The sequence below is a fragment of the Kitasatospora sp. NPDC053308 genome, from assembly GCF_055585785.1.
This window is the reverse complement of the sequence record NZ_JBVJJY010000006.1, coordinates 170,598-194,648: the sequence shown is the minus strand read 5'-3', so window position 1 is coordinate 194,648 and position 24,051 is coordinate 170,598. Positions and strand designations below refer to the sequence as shown.

Sequence of the window (24,051 nt, the reverse complement as noted above, 5' to 3'; positions counted from 1 at the left end):
CACAAGCCTGTGCCCGGCCGCCGGCCGGACACGTTCAACACGGAAGAGGAGCAGCCAGTATGGCTACCAAGGACGAGGTCCTGGATGGTCTCGCGGAGATCGTCAACGAGATCGCCGGTATCCCGACCGAGGATGTCGCGCTCGACAAGTCCTTCACCGATGACCTGGACGTCGACTCGCTGTCCATGGTCGAGGTCGTCGTGGCCGCCGAGGAGCGCTTCGACGTCAAGATCCCGGACGACGAGGTGAAGAACCTGAAGACCGTGGGCGACGCGGTGGACTACATCCTCGCCAACGCCTGAGCGATCACATCGTTCGACTCGGCCAGCCCGTCCGGCGTCCCGCACGCCACCGACGGCTGACCCGTCGGCCCGGCTCCCACCGAGCCGGGCCGGCCAGCCGGCCGGGACGCCCCAAGCGGGCGCCCGGCCGGGCCCTTCCTCGGCTCCCGCCGACCCCCGCACACGTGAGAGAAGAAGAAACCAGTGACCGCTGAAAACCGCACCGTGGTCGTCACGGGTATCGGCGCCTTCACGCCGCTGGGCGCCGACGCCGCCAGCACCTGGGAGAACCTGGTCGCCGGGAAGTCCGGTGTGGCGGCCCTGACCGAGGAGTGGGCCGAGGAGCTGCCGGTGAAGATCGCCGCGCGCACCGCCGTCGAGCCCGGCGAGATCCTGCCCCGCCCGCTGGCCCGCAAGCTGGACCGCTCGGCCCAGTTCGCCCTGATCGCGGCCCGCGAGGCCTGGGCCGACGCCGGCTACGAGACCCCCGCCACCGACGAGTCCTCCAAGCTCGCCCCCGAGCGCCTGGGCACCGTCATCGCCTCCGGCATCGGCGGCGTGACCACCCTCCTGGACCAGTACGACGTGCTGCGCGAGAAGGGTGCCCGCAAGGTCTCCCCGCACACCGTCCCGATGCTGATGCCCAACTCCCCGGCGGCCAACGTCGGCCTGGAGGTCGGCGCCCGCGCGGGTGTGCACACCCCCGTCTCCGCCTGCGCCTCCGGCGCCGAGGCGATCGGCTACGCGATCGAGATGATCCGCACCGGCCGCGCCGACGTCGTGGTGGCCGGCGGCACCGAGGCGGCGATCCACCCGCTGCCGATCGCCGCGTTCGCCAGCATGATGGCGATGTCCAAGAACAACGACGCCCCGCAGCAGGCCTCCCGCCCGTACGACAAGGCCCGCGACGGCTTCGTGCTCGGCGAGGGCGCCGGCGTGGTGGTCCTGGAGTCGATCGAGCACGCCGAGGCGCGCGGCGCCCGCATCTACTGCGAGGCCGTGGGCCAGGGCCTGTCCTCGGACGCCCACCACATCGCCCAGCCCGAGCCGACCGGCGCCGGCGTGGCCCGTGCGCTGGCCGACCTGTTCGAGCGCAACGAGCTGGACAAGGCCGAGATCGTGCACGTCAACGCGCACGCCACCTCGACTCCGCAGGGCGACACCGCCGAGCTGAAGGCGCTCCGCAAGGAGCTCGGCGAGGACCTCGACCACATCGCCGTCTCGGCCACCAAGTCGATGACCGGTCACCTGCTGGGCGGCGCCGGCGGTATCGAGACCGTCGCCACCGTGCTGGCCCTGCACCACCGGCTCGCCCCGCCGACCATCAACGTCGACGACCTGGACGACGACGTGGACGCGGACATCGTGCGCGGCGAGGCCCGCAAGCTGCCCGAGGGCCGGATCGCGGCGCTGAACAACTCGTTCGGCTTCGGCGGCCACAACGTGGTGCTGGCCTTCCGCACCCGCTGAGGCCACCCGCCCGGCACGGCCGACGAAGGGGCCGGCGCTCCGCGTGAGCGCCGGCCCCTTCGTCGTGCCTCCGTCGTCAGACCACCTGGTGCAGCCAGCGCACCGGCGCGCCCTCGCCCGCGTACCGGAACGGCTCCAGCTCGTCGTCCCAGGGCTTGCCGAGCAGCCGGGCGATCTCGGCCTCCAGGTCGGCCCCCTCGCTGCGGGCGCGCAGCAGGACGGCGCGCAGCCGGTCCTCGGGGATCAGGATGTCGCCGTGGATGCCGGTGACGGCGTGGAAGATGCCCAGCGAGGGCGTGCTGCTGTAGCGCTCGCCCTCCGCCGTGGCGCAGGGCTCACTGGTCACCTCGTACCGCATCAGCTGCCAGCCGCGCAGGGCGGAGGCGAGCTTCGAGGCCGTACCGGGCTCCCCCTGCCAGGAGAGTTCGGCACGCCAATGCCCGGGTGCGGCCGGCTGGCGGATCCAGTCCAGGCTCACCCGCACACCGAGCACCCCCGCGACGGCCCACTCGACGTGCGGGCACAGCGCGCGGGGCGCGGAGTGGATGTAGAGAACTCCACGTGTCGTCACCGGGACCTCCAGGCTGTGGACGAGGGTCGCCTTCCCCAGCTGCCTCGTGCCTGCAGTTGATCCACAGTTACCCACGTTAGCCGACATTAAGCCACTAAATTGAGCAAAACGGACAGGCTTTCGCTCAATGCTAGTCGAATCCGCAACGAGGTCTACCCCTCGGTGGGATCTCTCCCCCGAACGGCCCCATCGCCGGGCGGGACCACCGTACCGCGCCGCCCCGCAGGTTGGCTGACGCACTTTCGGATCCGGCCGGAATGCGGTAGTGCGAGCGGGCGCCCCGCGCCCGACCGCGAACCTTCCCATGACGAACCGCCCCGCTCGCCCGGGTCGGGCGGCGGGGCGGTCGGTTTCCGGACACAAGATCCTGACGCAGCGTCAGCCGTCAAGTCGGACGACCATCTTGCCGGTGTTGACGCCGCGCAGCAGGTCGAGGAAGGCCTCGGCGGTGTTCTCGAAGCCGTCCACCACGGTCTCCTCGTGGCGCAGTTCGCCGGACGCCAGCCAGCCGGCCACCTCTGCGACGAACTGCGGCTGCAGCGCGCTGTGGTCGCCGACCAGCATGCCCTCCAGGCGCAGCCGCTTGCCGATGGCGAGCGCGAGGTTGCGCGGGGCGGCGGGCGCGGTGGTCTCGTTGTACTGGGCGATCGCGCCGCAGAGCACCGCACGGCCGTGCACGTTCAGCGCACCGATCGCGGCCTCCAGGTGGTCGCCGCCGACGTTGTCGAAGTAGAGGTCGATGCCGTCCGGGGCGGCGGCGGCGAGCTGCTCGCGGACCGGGGCGTCCTTGTAGTTGAAGGCGACGTCGAAGCCGTACTCGTCCACCAGCTTGGCGACCTTCTCCGCCGAGCCGGCCGAGCCCACCACCAGGGAGGCGCCCTTGAGCTTGGCGATCTGGCCGACCATGGAGCCGACCGCGCCGGCCGCGCCGGAGACGAAGACCTTGTCGCCCTGCTGGAGGCCGCCGACGGCGAGCAGTCCGGCGTAGGCGGTGAGGCCCGTCATGCCGAGGACGCCGAGGTAGGCGGAGAGCGGGGCGGCGGACGGGTCGACCTTGACCGCGCGCTTGGCGTCCAGGGTCGCGTACTCGCGCCAGCCGAGCCCGTGCAGCACGGCGTCGCCCGGAGCGAAGCCCTCGGCCTCGGAGGCCACCACGTAGCCGACCGCGCCGCCGTCCATCGGCTCGCCGAGGCAGAACGGGGGGAGGTAGGACTTCACGTCGTTCATCCGGCCGCGCATGTACGGGTCCACCGAGAGGTAGACGTTGCGGACCAGGATCTCGCCCGGGCCCGGGGTCCGGACCGGGGCCTCGACCAGGGCGAAGTCGCTCGGCACCGGCCAGCCCTGCGGACGGGCGGCGAGGTGCCATTCACGGGCGGTCGCGGGGGTGGCCTGCTCTGCCATGGGCTGCTCCTTGTGATTCAGGCGCATGAAAGGTTGAGAAACTGAAGTAACGATGGACATAAAAGGTTCACCTTGTCAACTTTTCAGGTAGACTCTTCCGCATGGACACTCAGCCGGCCCAGGACGCCACGCCGCAGCCCGACGAGATCACCCGCGAGGTCGTCGACCTGATGGCCAACCTGGTCGCGCTCTTCCACCGCGAGTACGAGGAAGCCGCCGCGGCCCGCTCGCTCACCGGCGCCCAGGCGAAGGTGCTCGCGCTGCTGCGGCGCGGGCCGATGCCGATGCGCCAGATCGCCCAGACGCTCAGCTGCGAGCCGTCCAACATCACCGGCATCGTCGACCGGCTGGAGACCCGCGGCTTCGTCACCCGGGAAGCCGACCGGCAGGACCGCCGGGTCAAGCTGGTCGCCGCCACCGACTCCGGCTCGGCCGCCTCCGCGGAGCTGCGCGAGTCGCTGAACTTCGCCCGTGAGCCGCTGGCGGCGCTCGGCCCGGACGAGCGGACGGTCCTGCGGGACCTCCTCCGGCGGATGCTCGCGGGCGCCTCCGGACCCGGGGCGTGACCAGCATCACAGGCCCGGCGGGCGATCCGTTCGCCCATCGGGGGTAACCGAACCGCCCCCACGAACGTCTAACGTTCGAATCATCGAACGCTGGAAACCTGAAACGGGGGGCACGGAGGATGAGCACCAGCACGCGCCGGCGCCGGTACCTGCGGACCGCCATCGGCCTGGCCGCCGTTCTGGTGCTGTCGGTCGTGGGAGCCGGGGCCTGGTTCTACCACCGGCTGGACAGCAACATCACCACCTTCGACGCCGGCGGCGTCGCCACCGAACGCCCGCCGGCGCCCGTCCCGGCCAGCCCGGGCGCCTCCGTCCCGGTCAACGTGCTGCTGCTCGGCTCGGACACCCGCGACGACGGCAACAACGCGCTGGGCGGCGGCGACGAGGGCGTCGGCCACTCGGACACCGCGATCGTGCTGCACATCTACGCCGACCACAAGCACGCCGTCGGCGTCTCCATCCCCCGCGACACCCTGGTCACCATCCCGTCCTGCCGGCTGCCGAGCGGCACCTGGACGGCCCCCAGGAACGACCAGATGTTCAACTCGGCGTTCACCGTGGGCGACGCCCCCAAGGGCAACCCCGCCTGCACCCAGAACACCGTGGAGAAGCTCACCGGGCTGCGGATCGACCACACCGTCGTGGTCGACTTCAAGGGCGCGGCCGCGATGGCCGACGCCGTGGGCGGCGTGGAGGCCTGCGTGCCCAACGACGTCAACGAGTACGGCATCCACCTGAAGAAGGGCCTGCAGAAGCTGTCCGGACAGTCCGCGGTGGACTACCTGCGGGCCCGCCACGGCATCGGCGACAACTCCGACATAGGCCGGATGAAGCGCCAGCAGGCCTTCCTCTCCTCGATGATCAAGAAGGTCCAGAGCCAGGGGTTCTCGCTGCCCACCCTGCTGCCGCTGGCGGACGCGGCCACCAAGTCGCTCACCGTGGACGAGGGGCTGGGCACCGCGATGAAGCTGGTGGACTTCGCCCGCTCGGTGCAGGACATCAAGCTCTCCGACGTCACCTTCGTCACCGCGCCGTGGCGCTTCGCCGGCGACCGGGTCCGGCTGGTCCAGCCGGACGCCGACACCCTCTGGAAGCTGCTGCGCGAGGACCGCACCCTGGACGGGCAGAGCACCGCCGGGACGGGCCAGGTCACCACCTCCCCCGGCGCGACCCCGGGCGCCGGCGCCGACACCCCGCTCAGCCCCGAGCAGGCCGCGGCGCCGATCACCGTGGTCAACGGCGTCGGCACCCCCGGCCTGGCCGGCTCCGGCTCGGAGACGCTCAAGGGCCGGGGCTTCCGGAACATCACGCTCGGCAGCAACTCCCCCGGGCACCAGACCACCCGGGTCGCGTACGACCCCGCCCTGAAGACCGCCGCCGACCAGGTGGTGGCGCTCTTCCCCGGCGCCCAGGCGGTCCAGGAGCCCGGCACGGAGTCGATCACCGTCACGCTCGGCGCCGACTACCGGCCGGCCGGCACCCGGATCGACTCGGTGTCCTCCCCGAGCCCGGTGCCCGGCACGGCGGCCGACGGCACGCCCGGTGCGACGCCCGGAGCCACGTCCGGAGCCACGTCCGGAGCCACGCCGAACAACGGCATCCCCACCGGCATAGCGGAGAACACCCGCAACGCCGACACCGACCCGTGCGCCAACCTGACCTTCGGCTGACCGGGACCGGCCCCGCGCCGCGCACACCGGCTACGCGGGGTCGGGCACCCCGGTGACCACGGCGGTGAGGCGGGTGCCGCGCGGGAAGGCACCCGCCCCGGCGAGCTGGAACAGCGCGGCCAGCAACTTGGCGACGTAGCGGCGCTCCACCGGGATGCCGTGCCGCCGCTCGAAGCGCTCGGCGAAGGCCGCCAGCTCCGCCGGCACCTTGCCGTAGCCGCCGCCGTGGTGCGCGTGGTCGATCCGCCAGCCGTCGAACTCGCGTCCGTACGCGGCCCGGTGGAGCCGGGCGACCTCCGCCTCCAGGTAGCCCTCGCCGCCGCGCAGCACGGCCACGCCGAGCGCTCGCGCGCCCGGGGGCAGGCCCGCCGCGATGCCGGCCAGGGTGCCGCCGGTGCCGACCGGGCAGCAGACCACGTCACGCTCGCCCAGGTCGGGCAGTTCGGCCGGGATCGCGGCCGCGCCGACGGCGGCCAGGGCGTTGGAGCCGCCCTCCGGGAGCACCAGGCAGGGGCCCCAGCGGCGCTGCAGTTCGGCCGCGGCCTCCCCGGTGCCCTCGCCGGCGGCTCGGCCGGTGGCCTCCCGGTACGCGGCCCGGGTCAGGAACTCCAGTCGCATCCCGGCCGCCTCGGCGGCCCGCAGCGACCAGTTGCGCGGCCGCTCGGCCAGCTCCTCGCCGCGGACCAGGCCGACGCTCTCCAGTCCCAGCGCCCCGGCGGCGGCCGCGACCGCCCGCAGGTGGGTCGAGTACGCCCCGCCGAAGGTCAGCAGCCGGGTGTGGCCCCGCTCGACGGCGGCGGCCAGGTTGGGCGCGAGCTTGCGCCACTTGTTGCCGGGCACGGTCGGGTGCAGCAGGTCGTCCCGCTTGAGCCGCAGCTCCACCCCGGCCCGGGCGAGGAACCCGTCGGTGCAGTCCACCAGCGGGGTCGGCAGTAGGGCGGGTTCGAGCATCCGGCCAGCTTACGGCCCGCCCGGCCGCCGCCGATCCGCCCCGGCAGCGGGGGCGTCCCTGGCGGACGGAGCCCGGTTGCCTCGGGGTCGGCCGGCCTTGTCGCCGGAGGTGCCGCGGGGGGGGCGGTTCAGGCCGCCCCGCCGTCCGCCCGGCCGGCGTTCACGGCCCGGCGCAGCGCGCGCGGGACGGGACCGGCCGCGGGGGCGAGCTTGTCGATCCTGCTCCGGAACTCGCGCCGCTGCCGCCAGGTCAGGGCCGAGCCCAGCCGGGCCGCGTCGAGCAGCGCGACCAGGACGGCGTCCGCCGGGTCGACCCGGCTGAACGGGCCGTCGAGCGCCGAGGCGACCGACAGCACGAGCGACGTGCGCAGCCGGGTCTCCGGGAGGGTGACCCGGGCCCGCGGGAACAGTCCGAGCACCCGGTGCTCCTCGACCCGGATCCGGCCGGCCGCCGCCAGGCCGCCCCGGACCACGCGCGCGGCGCGCGCGGTCGGGCCCCGGTTCCGGCCGATCCAGCTCTGCCAGGAGCGTCGGCGCTCCTGCCGGATCTGCGCCAGCAGCGCGGCGGTGAGCGGGTCGAGGCCGGGGGTCTTCCCCCCGTCCACGGCCGCCGGGTACCGGCCGTCCTCGCGGATCAGTCCGCGCCGCAGGAGCTCGGCGAGCGCCGCCGCCCGCATCACCAGGTCGAGCCGGTCGGTGGCGGTGATCCGCCCGCGCCCCGGGTCGTACGCGAGCAGGTAGAGCTTCTCGGGAAGTGTGGCGGGCTGGTCCATGTCGGTCTCCGAAGGTCTTCGCGTGCCCGGCCGCCGGTCAGTCCTCCGCGGGACCGCCGCTCTCCGGGCCCTCCTTGGGCGGGCGTCCGCGCCGGGGGAGCCGGTTCGCACCGCTGGGCATCCGGCCCGCGTCCGTGAGGGCGCGGCGGAGCAGGAACTCGATCTGCGCGTTGGTGCTGCGCAGGTCGTCCGCGGCCCATCTGGCGAGCGCGTCGTGAACTGAAGGGTCCAGTCGCAACAGGATCTTCTTCCGTTCCGTCGCCACTGCCGCGCCTTACTGATAGAGGGAGCCCGTGTTGACGACGGGCTGGGTGCCGCGGTCGCCGCAGAGCACCACCAGGAGGTTGCTGACCATGGCGGCCTTGCGCTCCTCGTCCAACTCCACCACGTCGCGCTCGGCGAGCCGGTCCAGCGCCTCCTCGACCATACCGACGGCGCCCTCGACGATCAGCCTGCGCGCCGCCACCACGGCCCCGGCCTGCTGACGCTGCAGCATCACCTGGGCGACCTCCGGCGCGTACGCGAGCCGGGTGATCCGGGACTCGACCACCCGCACGCCGGCCGAGGCGACCCGGGCGGCGATCTCCGCCGAGAGCTTGCGGGCGATCTCGTCCGCGCCGTCGCGCAGCGACAACTGCCCCTCGTGGTGGGCGTCGTACGGGTAGCTGGTGGCGATGTGCCGGACGGCCGTCTCGGTCTGGATGGCGACGAAGTCGGTGTAGTCGTCCACCTCGAACACCGCCATCGCGGTGTCCTCGACCTGCCAGACCACCACGGCGGCGATCTCGATCGGGTTCCCGTCCGCGTCGTTGACCTTGGTGGTCTCGGTCTCGTGGTTGCGGATCCGCAGCGAGATCGGCCGACGGCGGGTGAACGGGTTCAGCCAGGTCAGGCCCTCGGCGCGGATGGTGCCCCGGTAGCGCCCGAGCAGCTGCACCACCCGGGCCTGGCCGGGCGAGATCACCGTCAGCCCGCACAGCAGCAGCAGCGAGCCCAGCACCAGGACCGGCCCGGCGGTCATCAGCACGGCGCCCGACACCTGGTCGTGCCCGGCCAGTCGGACCCCACCGGCGACGATCGCCCCGGCCCCGGCGACCAGGCCGAGCAGCGAGCCGAACAGCACCGGCAGCCCGGCGGCACCGGTGATGACCCGTTCGGTGATCTTGGGGACCGGAAGGTCCAGGACAGGGCCGTCCTCGACGGCGATGTGCGGTGTGGGCATGAGAGCGACTCCTCCAGCGAGCGTCCGTACCGATGGCAAAGTGATATCACTTTTTCCGCGCGGAGCACCAGGGGTCGGCAGGCGGCGGGGAGGCCGACGACAGGGGGCCGCAGGGCCGTCAGGGAACGCCGGGGCCGATGACCACGGGCGGGTGAATTCCGGCGCGCCACACGGGGAAGGAGGTGGCCGCGCCCTAGACTCTGCGTCGTCGCAGGCGGCGGAGCTCCGGCTCCGGGGCCTGCCCGCGGACGGTCCGTACGACCCTCGTCCGCGCGACGAGAAGGTGGGGCGGGTGGGACTCGAACCCACGACCAAGGGATTATGAGTCCCCTGCTCTAACCGGCTGAGCTACCGCCCCGGTTCGCCGCGCGCGCCGGTGATCCGCCACGGCAGCAGCAGACGGCCCCTGCGAGGCCGTCCCGGGCAGCATAGCCGGTCGATCACCCGTGGTGCGCGCCGGGGGCGCACCTGGGTGCGCGACCGTGCGCGCCTCTCCCGGCGGCCCAGCCCGGGTGGCGGCGGGGCGCCCGCCCGGGGCAGCCTGGGCGGATGACGACACGTAGGGGGACAGCGGCCGGGGTGCTGGCGGCGGTGCTGGCGGTGGTGCCGGCGGCGGGCTGCACGACGGCGGCGGGGCCCGGCGGGGGCGCGCCGACGGTCACCTCGGCGCCGGCCACGGCGGCCGCGTCCGGCTCGGCGGGCGCGGGCGGCTCGGGCGACAGCCACGGCTGGACCCGACAGCGGTTCAAGGGCGCGGTCGGCCGCCACACCGGGGTCACCCGCACCGCCAAGCCCACCGTGCTCAACGGCCTGGTCGGCGCGGTGTTCACCCGCAACGCCGACGGCGACCACTTCTGCACCGCCAGCGTGGTCGACAGCGCCGGGCTCAACCTCATCGTCACCGCAGCGCACTGCGTCTGGGACCCGAAGCTCGGGCAGCGCGGCGACCTGGTCTTCGTCCCCGGCTACCGGGACGGCGAGACCCCCAGCGGCGTCTGGCCGCTGCTGGCGGTCACCGTGGACGACGGCTGGAAGGACCACGCCGACCCGGACATGGACGTCGCCTTCGCGGTCGTCCAAGCCCAGAACGGCCGGCAGGTCCAGCAGGTGCTCGGCGCCAACCGACTGGGCGTCAACCGCGGCTACCGGCTGCCCGTGAAGGTCACCGGCTATCCCGGCAGCAGCGACGTCCCGATCACCTGCTCCAACACCACCTCCGAGCAGAGCCCCACCCAGCTGCGGATCGACTGCCCCGACTACACCGGCGGCACCAGCGGCAGCCCCTGGGTCACCGACTTCGACCCGACCACCAGGACCGGCACCGTGGTCGGCGTGATCGGCGGCTACCAGGAGGGCGGCGACACCCCGGACACCTCCTACAGCAGCTACTTCGGCGACCGCGTCCAGGCGCTGTACGACCGCGCCACCGGCTGACCGGGGGCGGGCGCGCACCCGGCAGTGGCGCCGCCCGGCACAGCCTGGTAGATCTTCCTCACGAACGGCGGAACGCACCCCTCCCGGTGTCCGCCCCGAGGAACGAGACGGAGCCCCGATGGCCCCCCGCCCGGCACCGACCGCGCGCACGGCACGTACGGCCGCCCTGGCCGCCCTGCTGCTCGCCGTCGGCACCGCCTGCGGAGGCCAGGGCGGGGCGCCCACCGCCGAGGTCGCCCAGCGGAGCCCGGCCCGGGACCGGATCGGCACGCTCTCCATCCACACCGCGCAGGGGCCCCGGGCGTGCACCGCGAGCGTGGTGCAGAGCCCCCGGCGCAACCTGCTGGTGACGGCGGCGCACTGCGTGCAGAGCCGCCGGATCGGCCTGCTGGACGGCCTGGTGTTCACCCCGGGCTACCGCAACGGCTCGACCCCGTACGGGACTTGGCCGGTGCAGTCGGTGACCGTCGACCCGCACTGGGCGACCGACGACGACCCGGAGTACGACGTGGCGTTCGTCACCGTCGGCACGGTCGACGGCCGGCAGATCGAGGACGCGGTCGGCGGCAACCCGCTCGGCACCGGGCAGGGCTTCGGGCTGTCCGTCTCGGTGACCGGCTACCCGAACGACAGCGACGAGCCGATCACCTGCTCGGTCCGGACCCGCTCGCAGGGCGCCACCCAGGAGCGCTTCGACTGCGGCGGCTACACCGACGGCACCAGCGGCAGCCCCTGGGTCACCGAGAAGGGCTCGGTGGTCGGCGTGATCGGCGGCTACCAGGAGGGCGGGGAGACCCCGAGCACCTCGTACAGCGTCGCCTTCGACCAGCGGGTCGCCGACCTCTACCGGAAGGCGACCACCTGATTCCCGGTCGGCACGGGGGCGGGGCCCCGGCGTGACGCACACGACACCGTACGGCGACGCCGGCCCCGCGCGGCCACAACACGAAGGCCCCCCGGTCGACCGGGGGGCCTTCGCTCTGAGCAGTCACCGGGCGGACCCGGTGCAGCTCCCGCAATTGGACTCGAACCAATAACCTGCCGATTAACAGTCGGCTGCTCTGCCAATTGAGCTATGCGGGATCGCGGTACTCGACCTCCGTACCACGCACGGGAAGCGAGCCCCCGAAGGGCCTCGTCCCGAGCTCCCCCAATTGGACTCGAACCAATAACCTGCCGATTAACAGTCGGCTGCTCTGCCAATTGAGCTATGGGGGATCGGCTTCCGCCCCGGGCCCCGGGTTTCCCGGGCTCCGCGGCGCTCGCTGCGGGACATACATTAGCGCACTCGGGGGGGTGGTCCGCCAATCGCTTTCCCCGGTCGCCCCGGGGCTGCCGACCGGCGTGCCCGGCGCGCGCCCGGCCCCGCACCCGGGGATGCTGGGGGCGCGGACGGTTCGCCGTCCCGACGGACGGGTAGGGCAATGCGGCAGAAGGCCGCCAGGAGAGGGTGGATCCGATCATGTGGAAGCTGTCGTTGGCCGCGGGCTTCGCGGCCGGCTACGTGCTGGGCTCGCGGGCCGGACGCGAGCGCTACGAGCAGATCGCCAAGGTCTCCCGGCAGATCGCCCGGAACCCCGCGGTGCAGGGGGCGACCGAACGGGCCCGGCAGCAGGCCGGCGCGGTCGCCGGGAAGGCCGCGGGCGCGGTCGCGGACCGGGTCGGCGACCGGCTGCCGTCGGCCGTCACGGACCGGGTGCCGTACTTCAACCGGGCCCGGACGGAGGACGACGGCTGGGGTACCTTCCGCCCGTGACCGCTGGGTGACGGCGCGGCGGCGGCACGGTGACGGCACGGCGAGAACGGCCCGCCCCGGGGTCGCGAAGCGGCAACGGCTCACCCGGCCCGGACGCGTCCCGGGCCGGGCTGAGGCATGATCTCGACATGGCCATCGTCGCGGGGATAGACAGCTCGACCAGCCGCACCAGGATCGTCGCGTGCGACGCGGAAACCGGCGCCGTCCTGCGCTCCGGCAAGGCTCCGCACCCCGTCCCCGAGGACCAGGACCTGCGCCCCGGCGAGGCCGACCCGCAGGTCTGGCTGCACTCGCTCGGCGACGCCGCGGCCGGCGGCCTGCTGGAGGGCGTCCGGGCGATCGGCGTCAGCGCCCAGCAGCACGGCATGATCGGCCTGGACGCGGGCGGGGTGCAGGTCCGGCCCGCGATCCTGTGGAACGACCCGCGGTCCAGCGGCGCCGCCGCCAAGCTGCTGGACGCCCTCGGCGGCCCGGCCGCCTGGACGGCCGCCATCGGCGCCGTGCCCGCCCCGACGTACACCATCGCCAAGCTGCGCTGGCTGGCCGAGTTCGAGCCGGCCAACGCCCGCCGGGTCGCCGAGGTGCTGCTGCCGCACGACTGGCTGGTCTGGCAGCTGCTCGGCCACCCCAAGCGCCGCACCACCGACCGCGGCGACGCCTCCGGCACCGGCTACTGGTCGCCGATCACCGGCGAGTACCGCCAGGACCTGGTCGAGCTGGCGCTCGGCCACCCGCTCAGCCTGCCGCACGTCCTCGGCCCCGCCGAGCCCGCCGGGCACACCCCCGAGGGCCTGCTGATCTCGGCCGGCACCGGCGACAACATGGCCGCCGCGCTGGGCCTCGGCCTGCGCCCGGGCGACGCCGTGGTCTCGCTCGGCAGCGCCGGGACGATCTTCGCGGTGCACGAGGAGGCCGTGGTGGACGCCTCCGGCCTGGTCTCCTCCTTCGCCGACGCCAGCGGCCGCCACCTGCCGATGGTCGCCACCCTCAACGCCGCCCAGGTCCTGCTCTCCACCGCCGCGATGCTCGGCCGGGACCTGGAGGGTCTGAGCGACCTCGCGCTGCACTCCTCCCCCGGCTCGTACGGGCTGGTGCTGCTGCCGTACCTGGACGGCGAGCGCACCCCGGCGCTGCCGCACGCGGCCGGCACCCTGACCGGCCTGCGGGCCGAGGCGATGACCCCCCAGCACCTGGCCCGGGCCGCCGTCGAGGGCATGCTGTGCAACATCGCGGACGCGCTGGACGTGCTGCGCGCCCGGGGCGTCGGGATCAAGCGGGTCTTCCTGCTCGGCACGGCCGGGCGGCTGCCCGCCGTCCGGCACGTCGCACCGATGCTGTTCGGCGTCCCGGTCGTGGTGCCGCCGCCGGGCGCGCACGCCGCCCGCGGGGCCGCCCGGCAGGCCGCGTGGGCGCTGGCCGGCACCCCCGAGCCGCCGGCGTGGGAGCTGCCGGACGCCGAGACCGTCGAGCCCGACGGGGAACAGGACCTGGCGATCGGTTCGGCGGTGCGCCAGCAGTACCGGGCCGCCCGGGACCAGATCCACCCGGAGGCGGCGGCCGGCTGACGCCGGGGACGCCGACGGGGCTCCGGCATCCGGGTCACGCGGCCCGCCCCCGGTGAAGATGCGTCACCCGGCGCCCGGTGGCAGCGTGGGACCGGACACGGCCACCGACGAAGGGCGGCAGGACGCCATGGCGCTGCACAAGGGGGCCGGCGGGGACCGCCGGCTGAGCATCGGTCCGTTCGCGGCCACGGCCGACCCGCTGGGCGCGATGGAGCTGGCCCCGCCGGTGCACCGGCTCGGCGAGGGCCCGGTGCCCGCCGAGACCGCGTACCAGCTGATCCACGACGAACTGATGCTGGACGGCAACGCCAAGCTCAACCTGGCGACCTTCGTCACCACGTCGATGGAGACCCAGGCGACCCGGCTGATGACCGAGTGCCTCGACAAGAACATGATCGACAAGGACGAGTACCCGCAGACCGCCGAACTGGAGCGGCGCTGCGTGGCGATCCTCGCCGACCTCTGGCACGCCCCCGACCCGGACGCCGCGGTCGGCTGCTCCACCACCGGCTCCAGCGAGGCCTGCATGCTCGCCGGCATGGCGCTCAAGCGCCGCTGGATGCGCCGCAACCCCGAGCGCTACGCGGCCGGGGCCCGTCCCAACCTGGTGATGGGCGTCAACGTGCAGGTGTGCTGGGAGAAGTTCTGCACCTTCTGGGAGATCGAGGCGCGCACCGCGCCGATGGAGGGCGAGCGCTTCCACCTCGACGCCGAGCGGGCGGTCGCGCTGTGCGACGAGAACACCATCGGCGTGGTCGGCATCCTCGGCTCCACCTTCGACGGTTCGTACGAGCCCGTCGCGGAGATCTGCGCGGCCCTGGACGCCTTCCAGGAGCGGACCGGGATCGACGTCCCGGTGCACGTGGACGCCGCCTCCGGCGGCATGGTGGCTCCCTTCCTGGACCCCGACCTGCTCTGGGACTTCCGGCTCCCCCGGGTGGCCTCGATCAACACCTCCGGGCACAAGTACGGCCTGGTCTACCCGGGCGTGGGCTGGGCGCTGTGGCGCGACCGGGCGGCGCTGCCCGAGGAACTGGTCTTCCGGGTCAACTACCTCGGCGGCGAGATGCCGACCTTCGCGCTCAACTTCTCCCGGCCGGGCGCCGAGGTGATCGCCCAGTACTACGTCCTGCTCCGGCTCGGCCGGGAGGGCTTCCGGGCCGTCCAGGGCGCCTGCCGCGAGGTCGCCACCTACCTGGCCGGGAGGATCGGGGAGCTGGACTGCTTCCGGCTGCTGACCCGCGGCGACCAGGTGCCGGTGTTCGCCTTCACCACCGACGGGGACGTCCCCTTCGACGTGTTCGACGTCTCGCGCCGACTGCGCGAGCGCGGCTGGCAGGTGCCCGCGTACACGTTCCCGGCGAACCGGGAGGACCTGTCGGTGCTCCGGGTGGTCTGCCGCAACGGCTTCTCCCGGGACCTCGCCGACCTGCTGCTGGCCGACCTCGACCGGCTGCTGCCGGAGCTGCTGCGCCAGCCCGTCCCGCTCAAGGAGCTCGGGGTGCCGGCCCGCTCGGGCTTCCACCACTGAGGAGGGGCCGTGTGAGGTGGGGCCGCGCGGGGAAGGGCGCGCGAGGAATGGTCACGGCGGGAGGGCGCGGTGAAGCGCCCTCCCGCCGGACGTCCCGGAACAGCCGGGGCAGCCTCCCCCCGCGAGGCTGCCCCGGCTCCGTGGGGGGAGCCGGGACGGAATTCGGAAGAAACGGTGGGTAACCGTCCGGTTTCCGAACGAACCGGCCGAGCGGCTGGCCGCTCCGACCAGAGAACTCTGCCCGACCATCCCGCGGATGTTCGAGCGGCCCAGGGGCTTGTGAGACACTTCCGTCCGTCTCAGCGCCATGACCTGGGGATTGAGACGCCCGGCCGATGAGGTTGGAGACGCGGAGTCACCCGAACGGCCCGGGCCGGAGCCCCTTCCGCCGTCCCCGTCCCCCTGTTCCCCCACTCTTGGAAGGCCGCATGGGTTCCGCCTGGAAGAACCTGCCCGAGGAGCTGCCCGAGCCCGCCAGACGCCTGGCCGAGGAGCTCCGGGCCATCAAGGACGCCGCCGGGCTCTCACTGTCCGAACTCGCCGCTCGCACCCACTACAGCCGCGCCTCCTGGGAGCGCTGGCTGAACGGCAAGCGGATCGTCACCGAGCAGGCGCTGGACGCCCTGATCGGGGCGGTGGACTGCGACGGGGCCGCGCTGCGGGCGCTGTGGCAGCGGGCCGTGGCGGCACCGGAGGAACCGGGGGCCCCCGGGAGCCCGGTGGAGCCGCCGGTGCGGGGCTCCTCGGCCGACGGACCGGCGTTCGACGGGCCGAGGGCGCCGGCCCTTGACGAGCCGTCCGCCGACGCGCCGTCCGCCGACGAGCTGTCGGCCCACGAGCCGTCCCTCGACGAGCCCCCCGCCGACGAAGCGGACGAGGCCCTGGTGATGGGTCAGGCGCCGGAGCCCGCCCCCGTCGCCTGGTGGCGGCGCCCGGCGGTGCTGGTCTCCGGGGCGGCGGTGCTGGCGGTCCTGCTGGTGCTGGCCGGCCTGCGCGCCACCCGGCACGACGGCACGACGGGGCCGCTCGCCGCTCCGGCGCCGACCACGGCCCCGGTCCCCGCCCCGGTCCCCACCAGCACCAGTGCCCGGCCCATCCCGGCCGAACCGACCTGCCAGGCCCTCGGCTGCGACCACAAGGACCCGAAGTACAGCGCCTGCGGCAAGGACGCCCGCACCCTGTACACCGAGGTCATCGGCAAGGTGGTCATCTACCTCCGGTACAGCCAGAACTGCCGGGCCGCCTGGGCGGCGATCACCGAGGGCGAGCCGGGCGACTTCGCCACGATCGTCAACAGCACCGGTGACAGCGAGCAGGGCCTCATCCACTACGGCTACGACAACTACTCGAACATGCTCACGGCGGCGGACCCGACGATCGGGTTCCGCGTCTGCGGGCACCAGCCGGCCGGGGACCGCTGCACCCCGGAGATCTACGACCTGGCGGGCGTGGTCGCCTCGACCCCGATCCCGGTCGGCCCCGCCTCCCCGCCACCGGGCACCGGCGCCGGCGCGGTGACGGCCACCCCGGCACCGACGGACACGCCCGCCCAGCCGGCGGCCGGTTCGCCGACCACGCCGGCCCAGCCCACCCAGCCGGGCTAACCGTTAGTCGAGGTAGCCGCGCAGCTGTTCGGCGAAGGCGTGGTCGCGGAGCTTGACCAGCGTCTTCGACTCGATCTGGCGGATCCGCTCCCGGGTCACGCCGAACAGCGCGCCGATCTCCTCCAGCGTGCGCGGGCGGCCGTCGTCCAGCCCGTAGCGGAGCTGGACGACCTGGCGCTCCCGGTCGCCCAGGGTGGCCAGCACCGCGTCGAGGTGCCGGCGCAGCAGCAGGAAGGTCGCGGACTCGGCGGGCGAGGCCGCGTCGGCGTCCTCGATCAGGTCGCCGAGCGCGACGTCGTCCTCCTCGCCGACCGGGGTGTGCAGCGAGATCGGCTCCTGGGCCAGCCGGAGCAGCTCCCGCACCCGCGCCTCGGTCAGTTCCAGGACGGCGGCGACCTCGGCCGCCGTGGGTTCCAGCCCGCGCTCCTGCAGCAGCCTGCGCTGGACCCGGACCACCCGGTTGATCAGCTCGACCACGTGGACCGGCACCCGGATCGTCCGGGCCTGGTCGGCCAGCGCCCGGCTCATCGACTGGCGGATCCACCAGGTCGCGTACGTGGAGAACTTGTAGCCCCGGGTGTAGTCGAACTTCTCCACCGCCCGGATCAGACCCAGGTTGCCCTCCTGGACCAGGTCCAGCAGGGTCAGCCCGCGGCCGACGTAGCGCTTGGCGACGGAGACGACCAGGCGCAGGTTGGCCTCGATCAGTCGGCGCTTGGCGATCCGGCCCCGCACCACCAGGGTGTCCAGCTCGCCCGCCAGCGGGTCCGGCGGAGGCGGGGAACCGTTCAGCCGCTCCTCGGCGAACAGGCCGGCCTCGACCTGGCGGGCCAGCTCGACCTCCTCGGCGGCGGTCAGCAGCCGGATCCGGCCGATCTCCCGCAGGTACTGGCGCAGCAGGTCGGCGGCCGGTCCGCCGCTCCCGGCGGGCTCGGGGCGCTCGTCCGCCGCGTCGGCGTCGGAGCCGCCGTCGCCGTCGGCTTCGGCTTCGGCATCGGTGTCACCGTCGGGGCTGCCTTCGGGACCGGGGCCGCCGTCGAATTCCGCTTCGGCTCCGAGTCCGGGCTCGGGACTGTCCGGGTGGCCCTCCGCCGGGCCCTGTGCGGGGACCCGCGCGCCGTCCGGGGGCGCCGCCCCGGCCCGGCCGTGGTCGGTCTCCCGCTCCCCCGCCGATCCGGCGGGGACCGCTCTCGTACTGGTGGTCGCTGCGACGAGGCCTTGCTCCACGGGCATCCCCTCGGGGCGGGCGCGACTCTGGCGGACCCGCGCTGAACGGAGGTGGGACGCCCTCCAGTGTGCGGTACGCCACGCTCCGTGGCCGAGACTCGTGCGCCGACTTTCTGTGCGGCGGCCGCTCCGGCGAGCCCTACAGGGCCGCGGCGCCCCGGCTGCGCAGCTGCTGCCCGTACTGCTGGAGCTGCCACAGCTCGGTCTGCACCGCGTGCAGCTGCTCGGCGTCGGCCCGGGGACCGAGCCGCTGGAGGTAGCCGCGGACCTCGGTGATCCGGCGGTCGACCGCCAGCAGGCGCAGCTTGACCAGGAACTCCCCCGCGTAGACCGCGTCCGCCTTGCGCAGCGAGCGGACCGGCTCGACGGTCAGCTCGGTGACCAGCGAGCGCACCTGGTCGTCCGGGGCGGCCTCGCGCACCACGCTGGTGAAGTCGGGCAGGGTCGCCCCGTACGCGGCGCCGCCGGCCTTGGCGATGGCCTGCCGGACGGCGGTGTACGGCGGGGTCGGGAACTCGTCCTCGCCGTAGTGGTCGAAGGCCGGGCTGACCAGGTCCGGGTGCTGCAGCGCCAGCTTGAGCAGTTCGCGTTCGACGAACTGGGCCGGGTCGCGCGGGTTGAGCCGGAAGGCGGGCTGCGCGGGGCGGACCGGGGCGACCGGCTGCTCGGTGTGCCGCTGCCGGCCGCCGCGCGGGTTCTGCTGCTTCTCGCGCTCCCAGCGGGCCAGCTGCGCGATCCGGCGGACCACGAACTGCTCGTCGCCGGGGTTCACGCCGAGCATGCCGGCCAGACGGATCGCATAGCCGTGCCGGATCGACGGGTCCTTGATCTTCGCCACGATCAGGGCCGCCTCCTCCATGGCGGCGGCCTGCCCCTCGGGCGTCTCGACCCGGTGCTTGGACACCGCCGTGCTCAGCGCGAACTCGAACAGCGGGACGGGGTTGTCGATCAGCTGCCGGACCGCCTCGTCGCCCTGGGCCAGGCGCAGCTCGCACGGGTCCATGCCGCCCGGGCTGACCGCGATGGAGGTCTTGGCGGCGAACTTCTGGTCGTCCTCGAAGGCGCGCAGCGCGGCCTTCTGGCCGGCCGCGTCGCCGTCGAAGGTGAAGACCGTCTCGCCCCGGTACTGGGAGGTGTCCATCAGCAGCCGGCGGATGATCTTGATGTGGTCCTCGGCGAAGGCCGTGCCGCAGGTGGCCACCGCGGAGGTGACCCCGGCCAGGTGGCAGGCCATCACGTCGGTGTAGCCCTCGACCACCACCGCGCGGCCCGACTTGGCGATCTCCTTCTTCGCCAGGTCGATGCCGTACAGCACGTGGGACTTCTTGTAGATCGGCGTCTCGGGGGTGTTCAGGTACTTGGGCCCGTTGTCGTCCTCGCGCAGGCGGCGGGCGCCGAAGCCGATCACCTCGCCCGCGATGTCCCGGATCGGCCAGACCAGCCGGCCCCGGAAGCGGTCGATCAGGCCGCCGCGCTGGCCCTGCGAGGCCAGACCGCCGAGCAGGATCTCCTTGTCGGTGAAGCCCTTGCCGCGCAGGTAGCGCACCAGGTGCTCCCAGCCGGCCGGGGCGTAGCCGACGCCGAAGGCCTTGGCCGCCTCCTCGTCGAAGCCGCGCTCGGCCAGGAAGCGGCGGCCGATCTCCGCCTCCGGCGAGGCCAGCTGCTCCTGGTAGTAGGCGGCGGCCACCTTGTGCGCCTCGACCAGCCGGGTGCGCTCGCCCTGCTGGTGGCGGGGGCTGTAGCCGCCCTCCTCGTAGCGCAGCGTGATGCCGGCCTGGGCGGCCATCCGCTCGACGGCCTCGGCGAAGGTGAAGTGCTCGATCTTCATCAGGAAGGCGATGGTGTCGCCGTTCTCCTGGCAGCCGAAGCAGTGGAAGACGCCCTTGGCGGGGTTCACGTAGAAGGAGGCGGACTTCTCGTCGTGGAAGGGGCAGACGCCCTTGTACTCGCCGCCGCCACCGTTGGTCAGCTGTACGTAGTCGCCGACCACCGCGTCGATCGGCAGTGCGCTGCGCACCGCCTGCACGTCTTCGTCCCTGATCCGCCCGGCCACCCCGGAAGTCTACTGGGGCGGCCGGGGCGCGGGCCGCCGCCTTTCACGCCCAGGCGGCGCCGACCAGCTTGGCGTGCAGGGCGAGCGCCGAGGCGTCGGTGAGGGTGGCGATCTGGTCGATGACCGTGCGCACGGCGGCGCCGTCGTCCTCGGCCTCGTGGTACATCGCGGCGAACACCGGGTCCAGCCCCTCGGGGGCGCGCTGGGTGAGCACGTACGCCAGCTCGGCGATCACGATCCGCTGGCGGGCCCGCAGCTGGGCCTGCTCGTCGCGCTGCATGACGAAGCGGACGGCGACCGCCTTGAGCACCGCGCACTCCAGCCGGACGTCCCGGGGCACCACCAGCTCGGCCCCGTAGCGGCTCAGCCCGCCGGGACCGTAGCGGGCCCGGGTGGCCTGCTCGGCGGCCAGGCAGAAGCGGCCGATCAGCTGGCTGGTGAGGTCCTTGAGCCCGGCCCTGGCGCGGGCGGTGCCGTCGTACGAACGGGGCCACCACTCCTGGCCGAGCAGCCGGTCCAGCGCGGCGGCCAGTTCCTCCGGCTCGGCGTCGCGGGCGTAGCGCTCGGCGACCTTGAAGAGCTCGGCGCGCTCGCCCGGGGCGCGCAGCGCGGCCGGGTCGATGTGGCCGGCCTGGAGGCCGTCCTCGACGTCGTGGGTGGAGTACGCCACGTCGTCGGACCAGTCCATCACGGTGGCTTCGAAGCACTTGCGCCCGGCCGGGGAGCCCGCCCGCAGCCAGCGGAAGACCGGCAGGTCGTCGGCGTAGACGCCGTACTTGGGCGAGGCCGGGTCGGTCGGGTGGGCGCCCCTGGTCCACGGGTACTTGGTGGCGGCGTCGAGCGCGGCGCGGGTCAGGTTGAGGCCCACGCTGCGGCCGGGCCAGGGCGCGAGCCGGGTGGACGGCTCCTCCTGGGGGGCGAAGCGCTTGGGTTCGAGCCTGGTCAGGATGCGCAGGGACTGGGCGTTGCCCTCGAAGCCGCCGCACGCCTCGGCGGCCTGGTCGAGGGCCTCCTCCCCGGTGTGGCCGAACGGCGGGTGCCCGATGTCGTGGGCCAGGCAGGCCGTCTCCACCAGGTCCGGGTCGCAGCCCAGGGCCGCGCCCAACTCCCGCCCGACCTGGGCGCATTCGAGGGAGTGGGTGAGCCGGGTGCGCGGGAAGTCACTGCGCATCGGGGCGACCACCTGGGTGGTGCCGGCCAGCCGCCGCAGCGCCGCCGAGTGCAGCACCCGGGCGCGGTCGCGCTGGAACGCCGTACGGCCCGGGCGTTTGTCGGGTTCGGGGACCCAGCGGGCCTCGGCGGTGTGGTCGTACGGGATCGGGGCGGCGAGGCGGTGCGTGGTGTCATCCATATGACCCTCACGGTACGCCGCGCCCCCGACACCCGGGGTGTGCCGCGCGCGAAGGGGCGCGGGCCGGGGCGTGAACGCTGCGCGGCACCACGGTGCCCGCTCCGGCGCCCCGGGCCCACCTGGACGGCGTAGCTCCGCGCGCCGTCCCGCCGACCCGCCGGCCGCCTCCGGTCAGCCCCTGAGCGCCTTGAGCACGAGGCCGGCCACCGCCTCCTGACCCTTGGCGTTGGGGTGGATCGGCGCCAGGCCGCGCGCCGGGAACGGCGGCTCGATCCAGCGCTGTTCCGCGCCCGCGCACATGTCGTGCCCGGCCGAGGGGCCGGCGGTGTCCACGAACACCGCGCCCGCCGCCTGCGCGCGCTGCCGCAGCATCCCGTTGAGCTGCCGCTCCTTCTCCGCGAGGAAGCCCAGGTCGGCGGCGGCCACCGTGGTGCCGAGCACCGGGAGGCAGCCGGCCGGGTCGGCCGGGAACAGCGCCGGGTAGCCGATCACGTACACCCGGGCCTGCGGAGAGCGCCGCTTGACGTCCTGGAGCACCTTGCCGAGCCGGTCGCCCGCCTCGTCCACCTTGCGCTGGACCCGGTCGGTGCCGTCGTCGGCGGCGTAGTGCTCTCGGCAGGGCGAGGTGGCGCGGGTCGGTTTGATCACGCTCTTCACCGCGTCCACCAGGTTGTCCCTGGCGCACTCGACCACCACCTCCGTGAAACCGGCGTCGTTGCCGCCGATCCCGAGGGTGACCAGCCGGGTGTCCGGGCCCAGCGCGTCCAGCTGGGCCGGATTGGTGCCGTTGCCGGTGTCCTGCGGCGCGGTGAGGTCCACGGTGGTGGCGCCGGTGCAGCTGACGTCCCGGAACTGCCCGGGGGCGATCCCGAGGCCCCTGGCCACCAGGGACGGGTAGTCGGCCCCGGAGCGGGAGCAGCCGCGCGGCTCGCCGGTCTGCGGGGGCAGCTGCATCCCGGCCGTGTACGAGTCGCCGAGCGCGACGTACGGCCCGGTGGTCGGCGGCGGCGTGGGGGTCGGCGACGCGGTCGCGCCGGGCTGGGCGCGGCCGGGCACCGCGCCCGCGAAGCCCTTCCCCTGGCCGTCCGAACCGCCGCCGCCCGTGCATCCGGCCAGCAGCAGCGCGGTCAGCCCGGCCGTCACGGCGACGGCCGGGCGTGTGGTCCTCGACATGGCATCCCCCCGGGGGTGTGACGGGTCACGGTCGGCTCCTCACGGCGGCCCGTCCCCCGGGCACCTCAGGCTCCAACGAGCGGTCGCCCCCGATGACTCCCGCCTGCGCGACATCCTCCCAAGGGGGGACCCGCCACCCCCGCGGGGGTGGCTCCGTCCGACGGGAGGGGCGTTCCGGACCTGCCGCGCGCTACTCCGCGCCGCGCTCGTGGTCGGCCAGGAACTGCTCGAACTGCCGGCCCAGTTCGTCCGCCGAGGGCAGGTCCGCCGGCTCGGCCAGCAGGCTCTCCCGGCCGTCCGCGCCCGCCACGGCGTCGTACTGGCCCTCCATGCCGCGGATCGCCGAGCGCAACTCGCCGTCCCCGCCCGTCAGCTGCTCCTCGATGTCGGCGTAGACCTCGCCGACCCGCTCGCGCAGCCGGGTGCCGGGCAGCACCAGCCCGGTGGCGGACTGCACCGCCTCCAGGATCAGCACGGCCGCCGCCGGGTAGGCCGAGCGGGCCACGTAGTGCGGCACGTGCACGGCGAAGCCCAGGACGTCGTGCCCGGCCTCGGCCAGGCGGTACTCCAGCAGCGCTTGAGCGCTGCCCGGGACCTGCGCCTGCTCGAACCACTGCGGGTACCCGGGCGCGAGGTCCAGCCGGTTGCCGTGCGGCGTCAGGCCGACCGGGCGGGTGTGCGGCACGCCCATCGGGATGCCGTGGAAGTCGATCGACAGGCGGACCTCGAAGCGCTCCACGAGCTCGCGGACGGCGCGCGCGAAGCGCTCCCACTCGACGTCCGGCTCCGGGCCGCTGAGCAGCAGGAACGGCGCGCCGGCGGCGTCGTGGACGAGCTGGAGCAGGATCTCCGGCGGGTCGTAGGACGTCCAGCGGTCGCGGTCGAAGAGCATCGACGGGCGGCGGGCGCGGTAGTCCACCAGGCGGTCGTGGTCGAATCGGGCCACCACCTGCGGCGATCCCGTCTCCAGCAGGTGGGCCACCACCTGGCCGCCGGCGTCCCCGGCGTCCATGAAGCCCTCGAAGTGCTGGAGCAGCACCAGGCCGGCGCCGGTGTCGCGCAACTGCTCGGTGGCGGCGGCCACCGCGGCCACGCCCTGCTGATCCAGCTCGTACAACGCCTGGAAGTCACGCACCGCGCACCCAACCCCGTTCTCTGCTCGTCCCGGCCGACCGGCTTCTCGCCCTCTCCAGCGCGCGGGGCCCCGACGGAATTCCCGCCACGCCGGACGACTCGTCCGACAGCCGTGGCCGACCGCTCCGGACCATGATCGCATCCGACCGAAGAGCCCCTGGTCACAGGCCTGCGGTAGCGTGTTCGCGGGCCCTGTGGAGCGGGCCGCGCGGCCATTCGCGTGCCGCGAAGTGACGCACCGCCTTCTGGCGGGTATCGTCCTCTCGCTGCCTCGCATCGTCGCGTCGTCGTCACGTCGTCCCGTAACGCCGTCGG

21 protein-coding genes and 3 tRNA genes are annotated in these 24,051 nt (G+C 74.0%); 10 read left to right on the top strand and 14 right to left on the bottom strand.

What is annotated here, in order from left to right:
• Positions 1–59 precede the first annotated feature (59 nt).
• Together ACZ6Y7_RS16330 and fabF are read left to right on the top strand one after the other, a co-directional pair.
• Positions 60–302, top strand: a complete 243-nt coding sequence (locus ACZ6Y7_RS16330; protein ID WP_402215953.1) for an acyl carrier protein — start codon at positions 60–62, stop codon at positions 300–302.
• Between the two features lie 183 nt (positions 303–485).
• Positions 486–1,751 carry a beta-ketoacyl-ACP synthase II gene (gene fabF, locus ACZ6Y7_RS16325; RefSeq protein ID WP_465758536.1) on the top strand — a complete coding sequence of 422 codons (1,266 nt, stop codon included), beginning with the start codon at positions 486–488 and terminating at the stop codon, positions 1,749–1,751.
• Between the two features lie 76 nt (positions 1,752–1,827).
• On the opposite strand, the gene ACZ6Y7_RS16320 is transcribed toward fabF, so the two are convergent.
• Complete coding sequence (locus ACZ6Y7_RS16320; protein WP_188296478.1) at positions 1,828–2,322, bottom strand: DUF3145 domain-containing protein; 495 nt, start codon at positions 2,320–2,322, stop codon at positions 1,828–1,830.
• A 378-nt stretch (positions 2,323–2,700) separates the two neighbouring features.
• Entirely contained in the window at positions 2,701–3,726 is a 1,026-nt protein-coding gene (locus ACZ6Y7_RS16315; RefSeq protein ID WP_465758535.1) for an NADP-dependent oxidoreductase, read from the bottom strand.
• Between the two features lie 101 nt (positions 3,727–3,827).
• On the opposite strand from ACZ6Y7_RS16315, the gene ACZ6Y7_RS16310 reads away from it, so the two are divergent.
• Entirely contained in the window at positions 3,828–4,292 is a 465-nt protein-coding gene (locus ACZ6Y7_RS16310; RefSeq protein ID WP_465758534.1) for a MarR family winged helix-turn-helix transcriptional regulator, read from the top strand.
• A gap of 119 nt (positions 4,293–4,411) precedes the next feature.
• Positions 4,412–5,962, top strand: a complete 1,551-nt coding sequence (locus ACZ6Y7_RS16305) for an LCP family protein (protein ID WP_465758533.1) — start codon at positions 4,412–4,414, stop codon at positions 5,960–5,962.
• 30 nt (positions 5,963–5,992) lie between these two features.
• Here the strand turns inward: ACZ6Y7_RS16305 and ACZ6Y7_RS16300 are convergent, their stop codons facing one another.
• The 5 genes from ACZ6Y7_RS16300 to ACZ6Y7_RS16280 all read right to left on the bottom strand — a co-directional run bounded on the left by ACZ6Y7_RS16300 (position 5,993) and on the right by ACZ6Y7_RS16280 (position 9,266).
• Positions 5,993–6,913 carry a 1-aminocyclopropane-1-carboxylate deaminase/D-cysteine desulfhydrase gene (locus ACZ6Y7_RS16300; protein ID WP_465758532.1) on the bottom strand — a complete coding sequence of 307 codons (921 nt, stop codon included), beginning with the start codon at positions 6,911–6,913 and terminating at the stop codon, positions 5,993–5,995.
• A 128-nt stretch (positions 6,914–7,041) separates the two neighbouring features.
• On the bottom strand, positions 7,042–7,686 hold the full coding sequence (locus ACZ6Y7_RS16295) for a GOLPH3/VPS74 family protein (RefSeq protein ID WP_465758531.1): 645 nt from the start codon (positions 7,684–7,686) through the stop codon (positions 7,042–7,044).
• A gap of 37 nt (positions 7,687–7,723) precedes the next feature.
• Positions 7,724–7,951, bottom strand: a complete 228-nt coding sequence (locus ACZ6Y7_RS16290) for a type II toxin-antitoxin system antitoxin (protein WP_465758530.1) — start codon at positions 7,949–7,951, stop codon at positions 7,724–7,726.
• Positions 7,952–7,960: 9 nt separating this feature from the next.
• The gene (locus ACZ6Y7_RS16285) at positions 7,961–8,908 is read right to left on the bottom strand and encodes an SPFH domain-containing protein (RefSeq protein ID WP_465758529.1); all 948 of its coding nucleotides are present in this window, start codon (positions 8,906–8,908) and stop codon (positions 7,961–7,963) included.
• A 284-nt stretch (positions 8,909–9,192) separates the two neighbouring features.
• A tRNA-Ile gene (locus ACZ6Y7_RS16280) sits at positions 9,193–9,266 on the bottom strand.
• 191 nt (positions 9,267–9,457) lie between these two features.
• Here ACZ6Y7_RS16280 and ACZ6Y7_RS16275 point away from each other — a divergent pair.
• Positions 9,458–10,342, top strand: coding sequence for a trypsin-like serine peptidase (locus tag ACZ6Y7_RS16275; protein ID WP_465758528.1), 885 nt, complete (start codon positions 9,458–9,460; stop codon positions 10,340–10,342).
• Positions 10,343–10,460: 118 nt separating this feature from the next.
• Entirely contained in the window at positions 10,461–11,207 is a 747-nt protein-coding gene (locus ACZ6Y7_RS16270) for a trypsin-like serine peptidase (RefSeq protein ID WP_465758527.1), read from the top strand.
• Between the two features lie 145 nt (positions 11,208–11,352).
• On the opposite strand, the gene ACZ6Y7_RS16265 is transcribed toward ACZ6Y7_RS16270, so the two are convergent.
• A tRNA-Asn gene (locus ACZ6Y7_RS16265) sits at positions 11,353–11,425 on the bottom strand.
• A 62-nt stretch (positions 11,426–11,487) separates the two neighbouring features.
• A tRNA-Asn gene (locus tag ACZ6Y7_RS16260) sits at positions 11,488–11,560 on the bottom strand.
• A gap of 241 nt (positions 11,561–11,801) precedes the next feature.
• Here ACZ6Y7_RS16260 and ACZ6Y7_RS16255 point away from each other — a divergent pair.
• The 4 genes from ACZ6Y7_RS16255 (at position 11,802) to ACZ6Y7_RS16240 (ending at position 16,798) form a co-directional block, all read left to right on the top strand.
• On the top strand, positions 11,802–12,098 hold the full coding sequence (locus ACZ6Y7_RS16255; RefSeq protein ID WP_465758786.1) for a hypothetical protein: 297 nt from the start codon (positions 11,802–11,804) through the stop codon (positions 12,096–12,098).
• 128 nt (positions 12,099–12,226) lie between these two features.
• On the top strand, positions 12,227–13,663 hold the full coding sequence (locus ACZ6Y7_RS16250; RefSeq protein WP_465758526.1) for an FGGY family carbohydrate kinase: 1,437 nt from the start codon (positions 12,227–12,229) through the stop codon (positions 13,661–13,663).
• 127 nt (positions 13,664–13,790) lie between these two features.
• A complete protein-coding gene (locus ACZ6Y7_RS16245) occupies positions 13,791–15,194 on the top strand; it encodes a glutamate decarboxylase (RefSeq protein WP_465758785.1) in 1,404 nt (467 codons plus the stop codon).
• A gap of 428 nt (positions 15,195–15,622) precedes the next feature.
• Positions 15,623–16,798 carry a helix-turn-helix domain-containing protein gene (locus tag ACZ6Y7_RS16240; protein ID WP_465758525.1) on the top strand — a complete coding sequence of 392 codons (1,176 nt, stop codon included), beginning with the start codon at positions 15,623–15,625 and terminating at the stop codon, positions 16,796–16,798.
• A gap of 3 nt (positions 16,799–16,801) precedes the next feature.
• Here ACZ6Y7_RS16240 and ACZ6Y7_RS16235 read toward each other — a convergent pair whose 3' ends face one another.
• From ACZ6Y7_RS16235 to ACZ6Y7_RS16215, 5 genes are all read right to left on the bottom strand, one after another.
• Positions 16,802–18,031 carry an RNA polymerase sigma factor gene (locus ACZ6Y7_RS16235; RefSeq protein ID WP_465758524.1) on the bottom strand — a complete coding sequence of 410 codons (1,230 nt, stop codon included), beginning with the start codon at positions 18,029–18,031 and terminating at the stop codon, positions 16,802–16,804.
• A gap of 133 nt (positions 18,032–18,164) precedes the next feature.
• Positions 18,165–20,078: a DNA primase gene (gene dnaG, locus ACZ6Y7_RS16230; RefSeq protein WP_465758523.1), complete on the bottom strand. Its 1,914-nt coding sequence runs from the start codon at positions 20,076–20,078 to the stop codon at positions 18,165–18,167.
• Positions 20,079–20,121: 43 nt separating this feature from the next.
• Positions 20,122–21,429, bottom strand: coding sequence for a deoxyguanosinetriphosphate triphosphohydrolase (locus ACZ6Y7_RS16225; RefSeq protein WP_465758522.1), 1,308 nt, complete (start codon positions 21,427–21,429; stop codon positions 20,122–20,124).
• Between the two features lie 171 nt (positions 21,430–21,600).
• Entirely contained in the window at positions 21,601–22,602 is a 1,002-nt protein-coding gene (locus ACZ6Y7_RS16220; RefSeq protein ID WP_465758521.1) for an SGNH/GDSL hydrolase family protein, read from the bottom strand.
• A 190-nt stretch (positions 22,603–22,792) separates the two neighbouring features.
• Positions 22,793–23,737, bottom strand: a complete 945-nt coding sequence (locus ACZ6Y7_RS16215) for a PAC2 family protein (protein ID WP_465758520.1) — start codon at positions 23,735–23,737, stop codon at positions 22,793–22,795.
• Between the last annotated feature and the right edge of the window lie 314 nt (positions 23,738–24,051).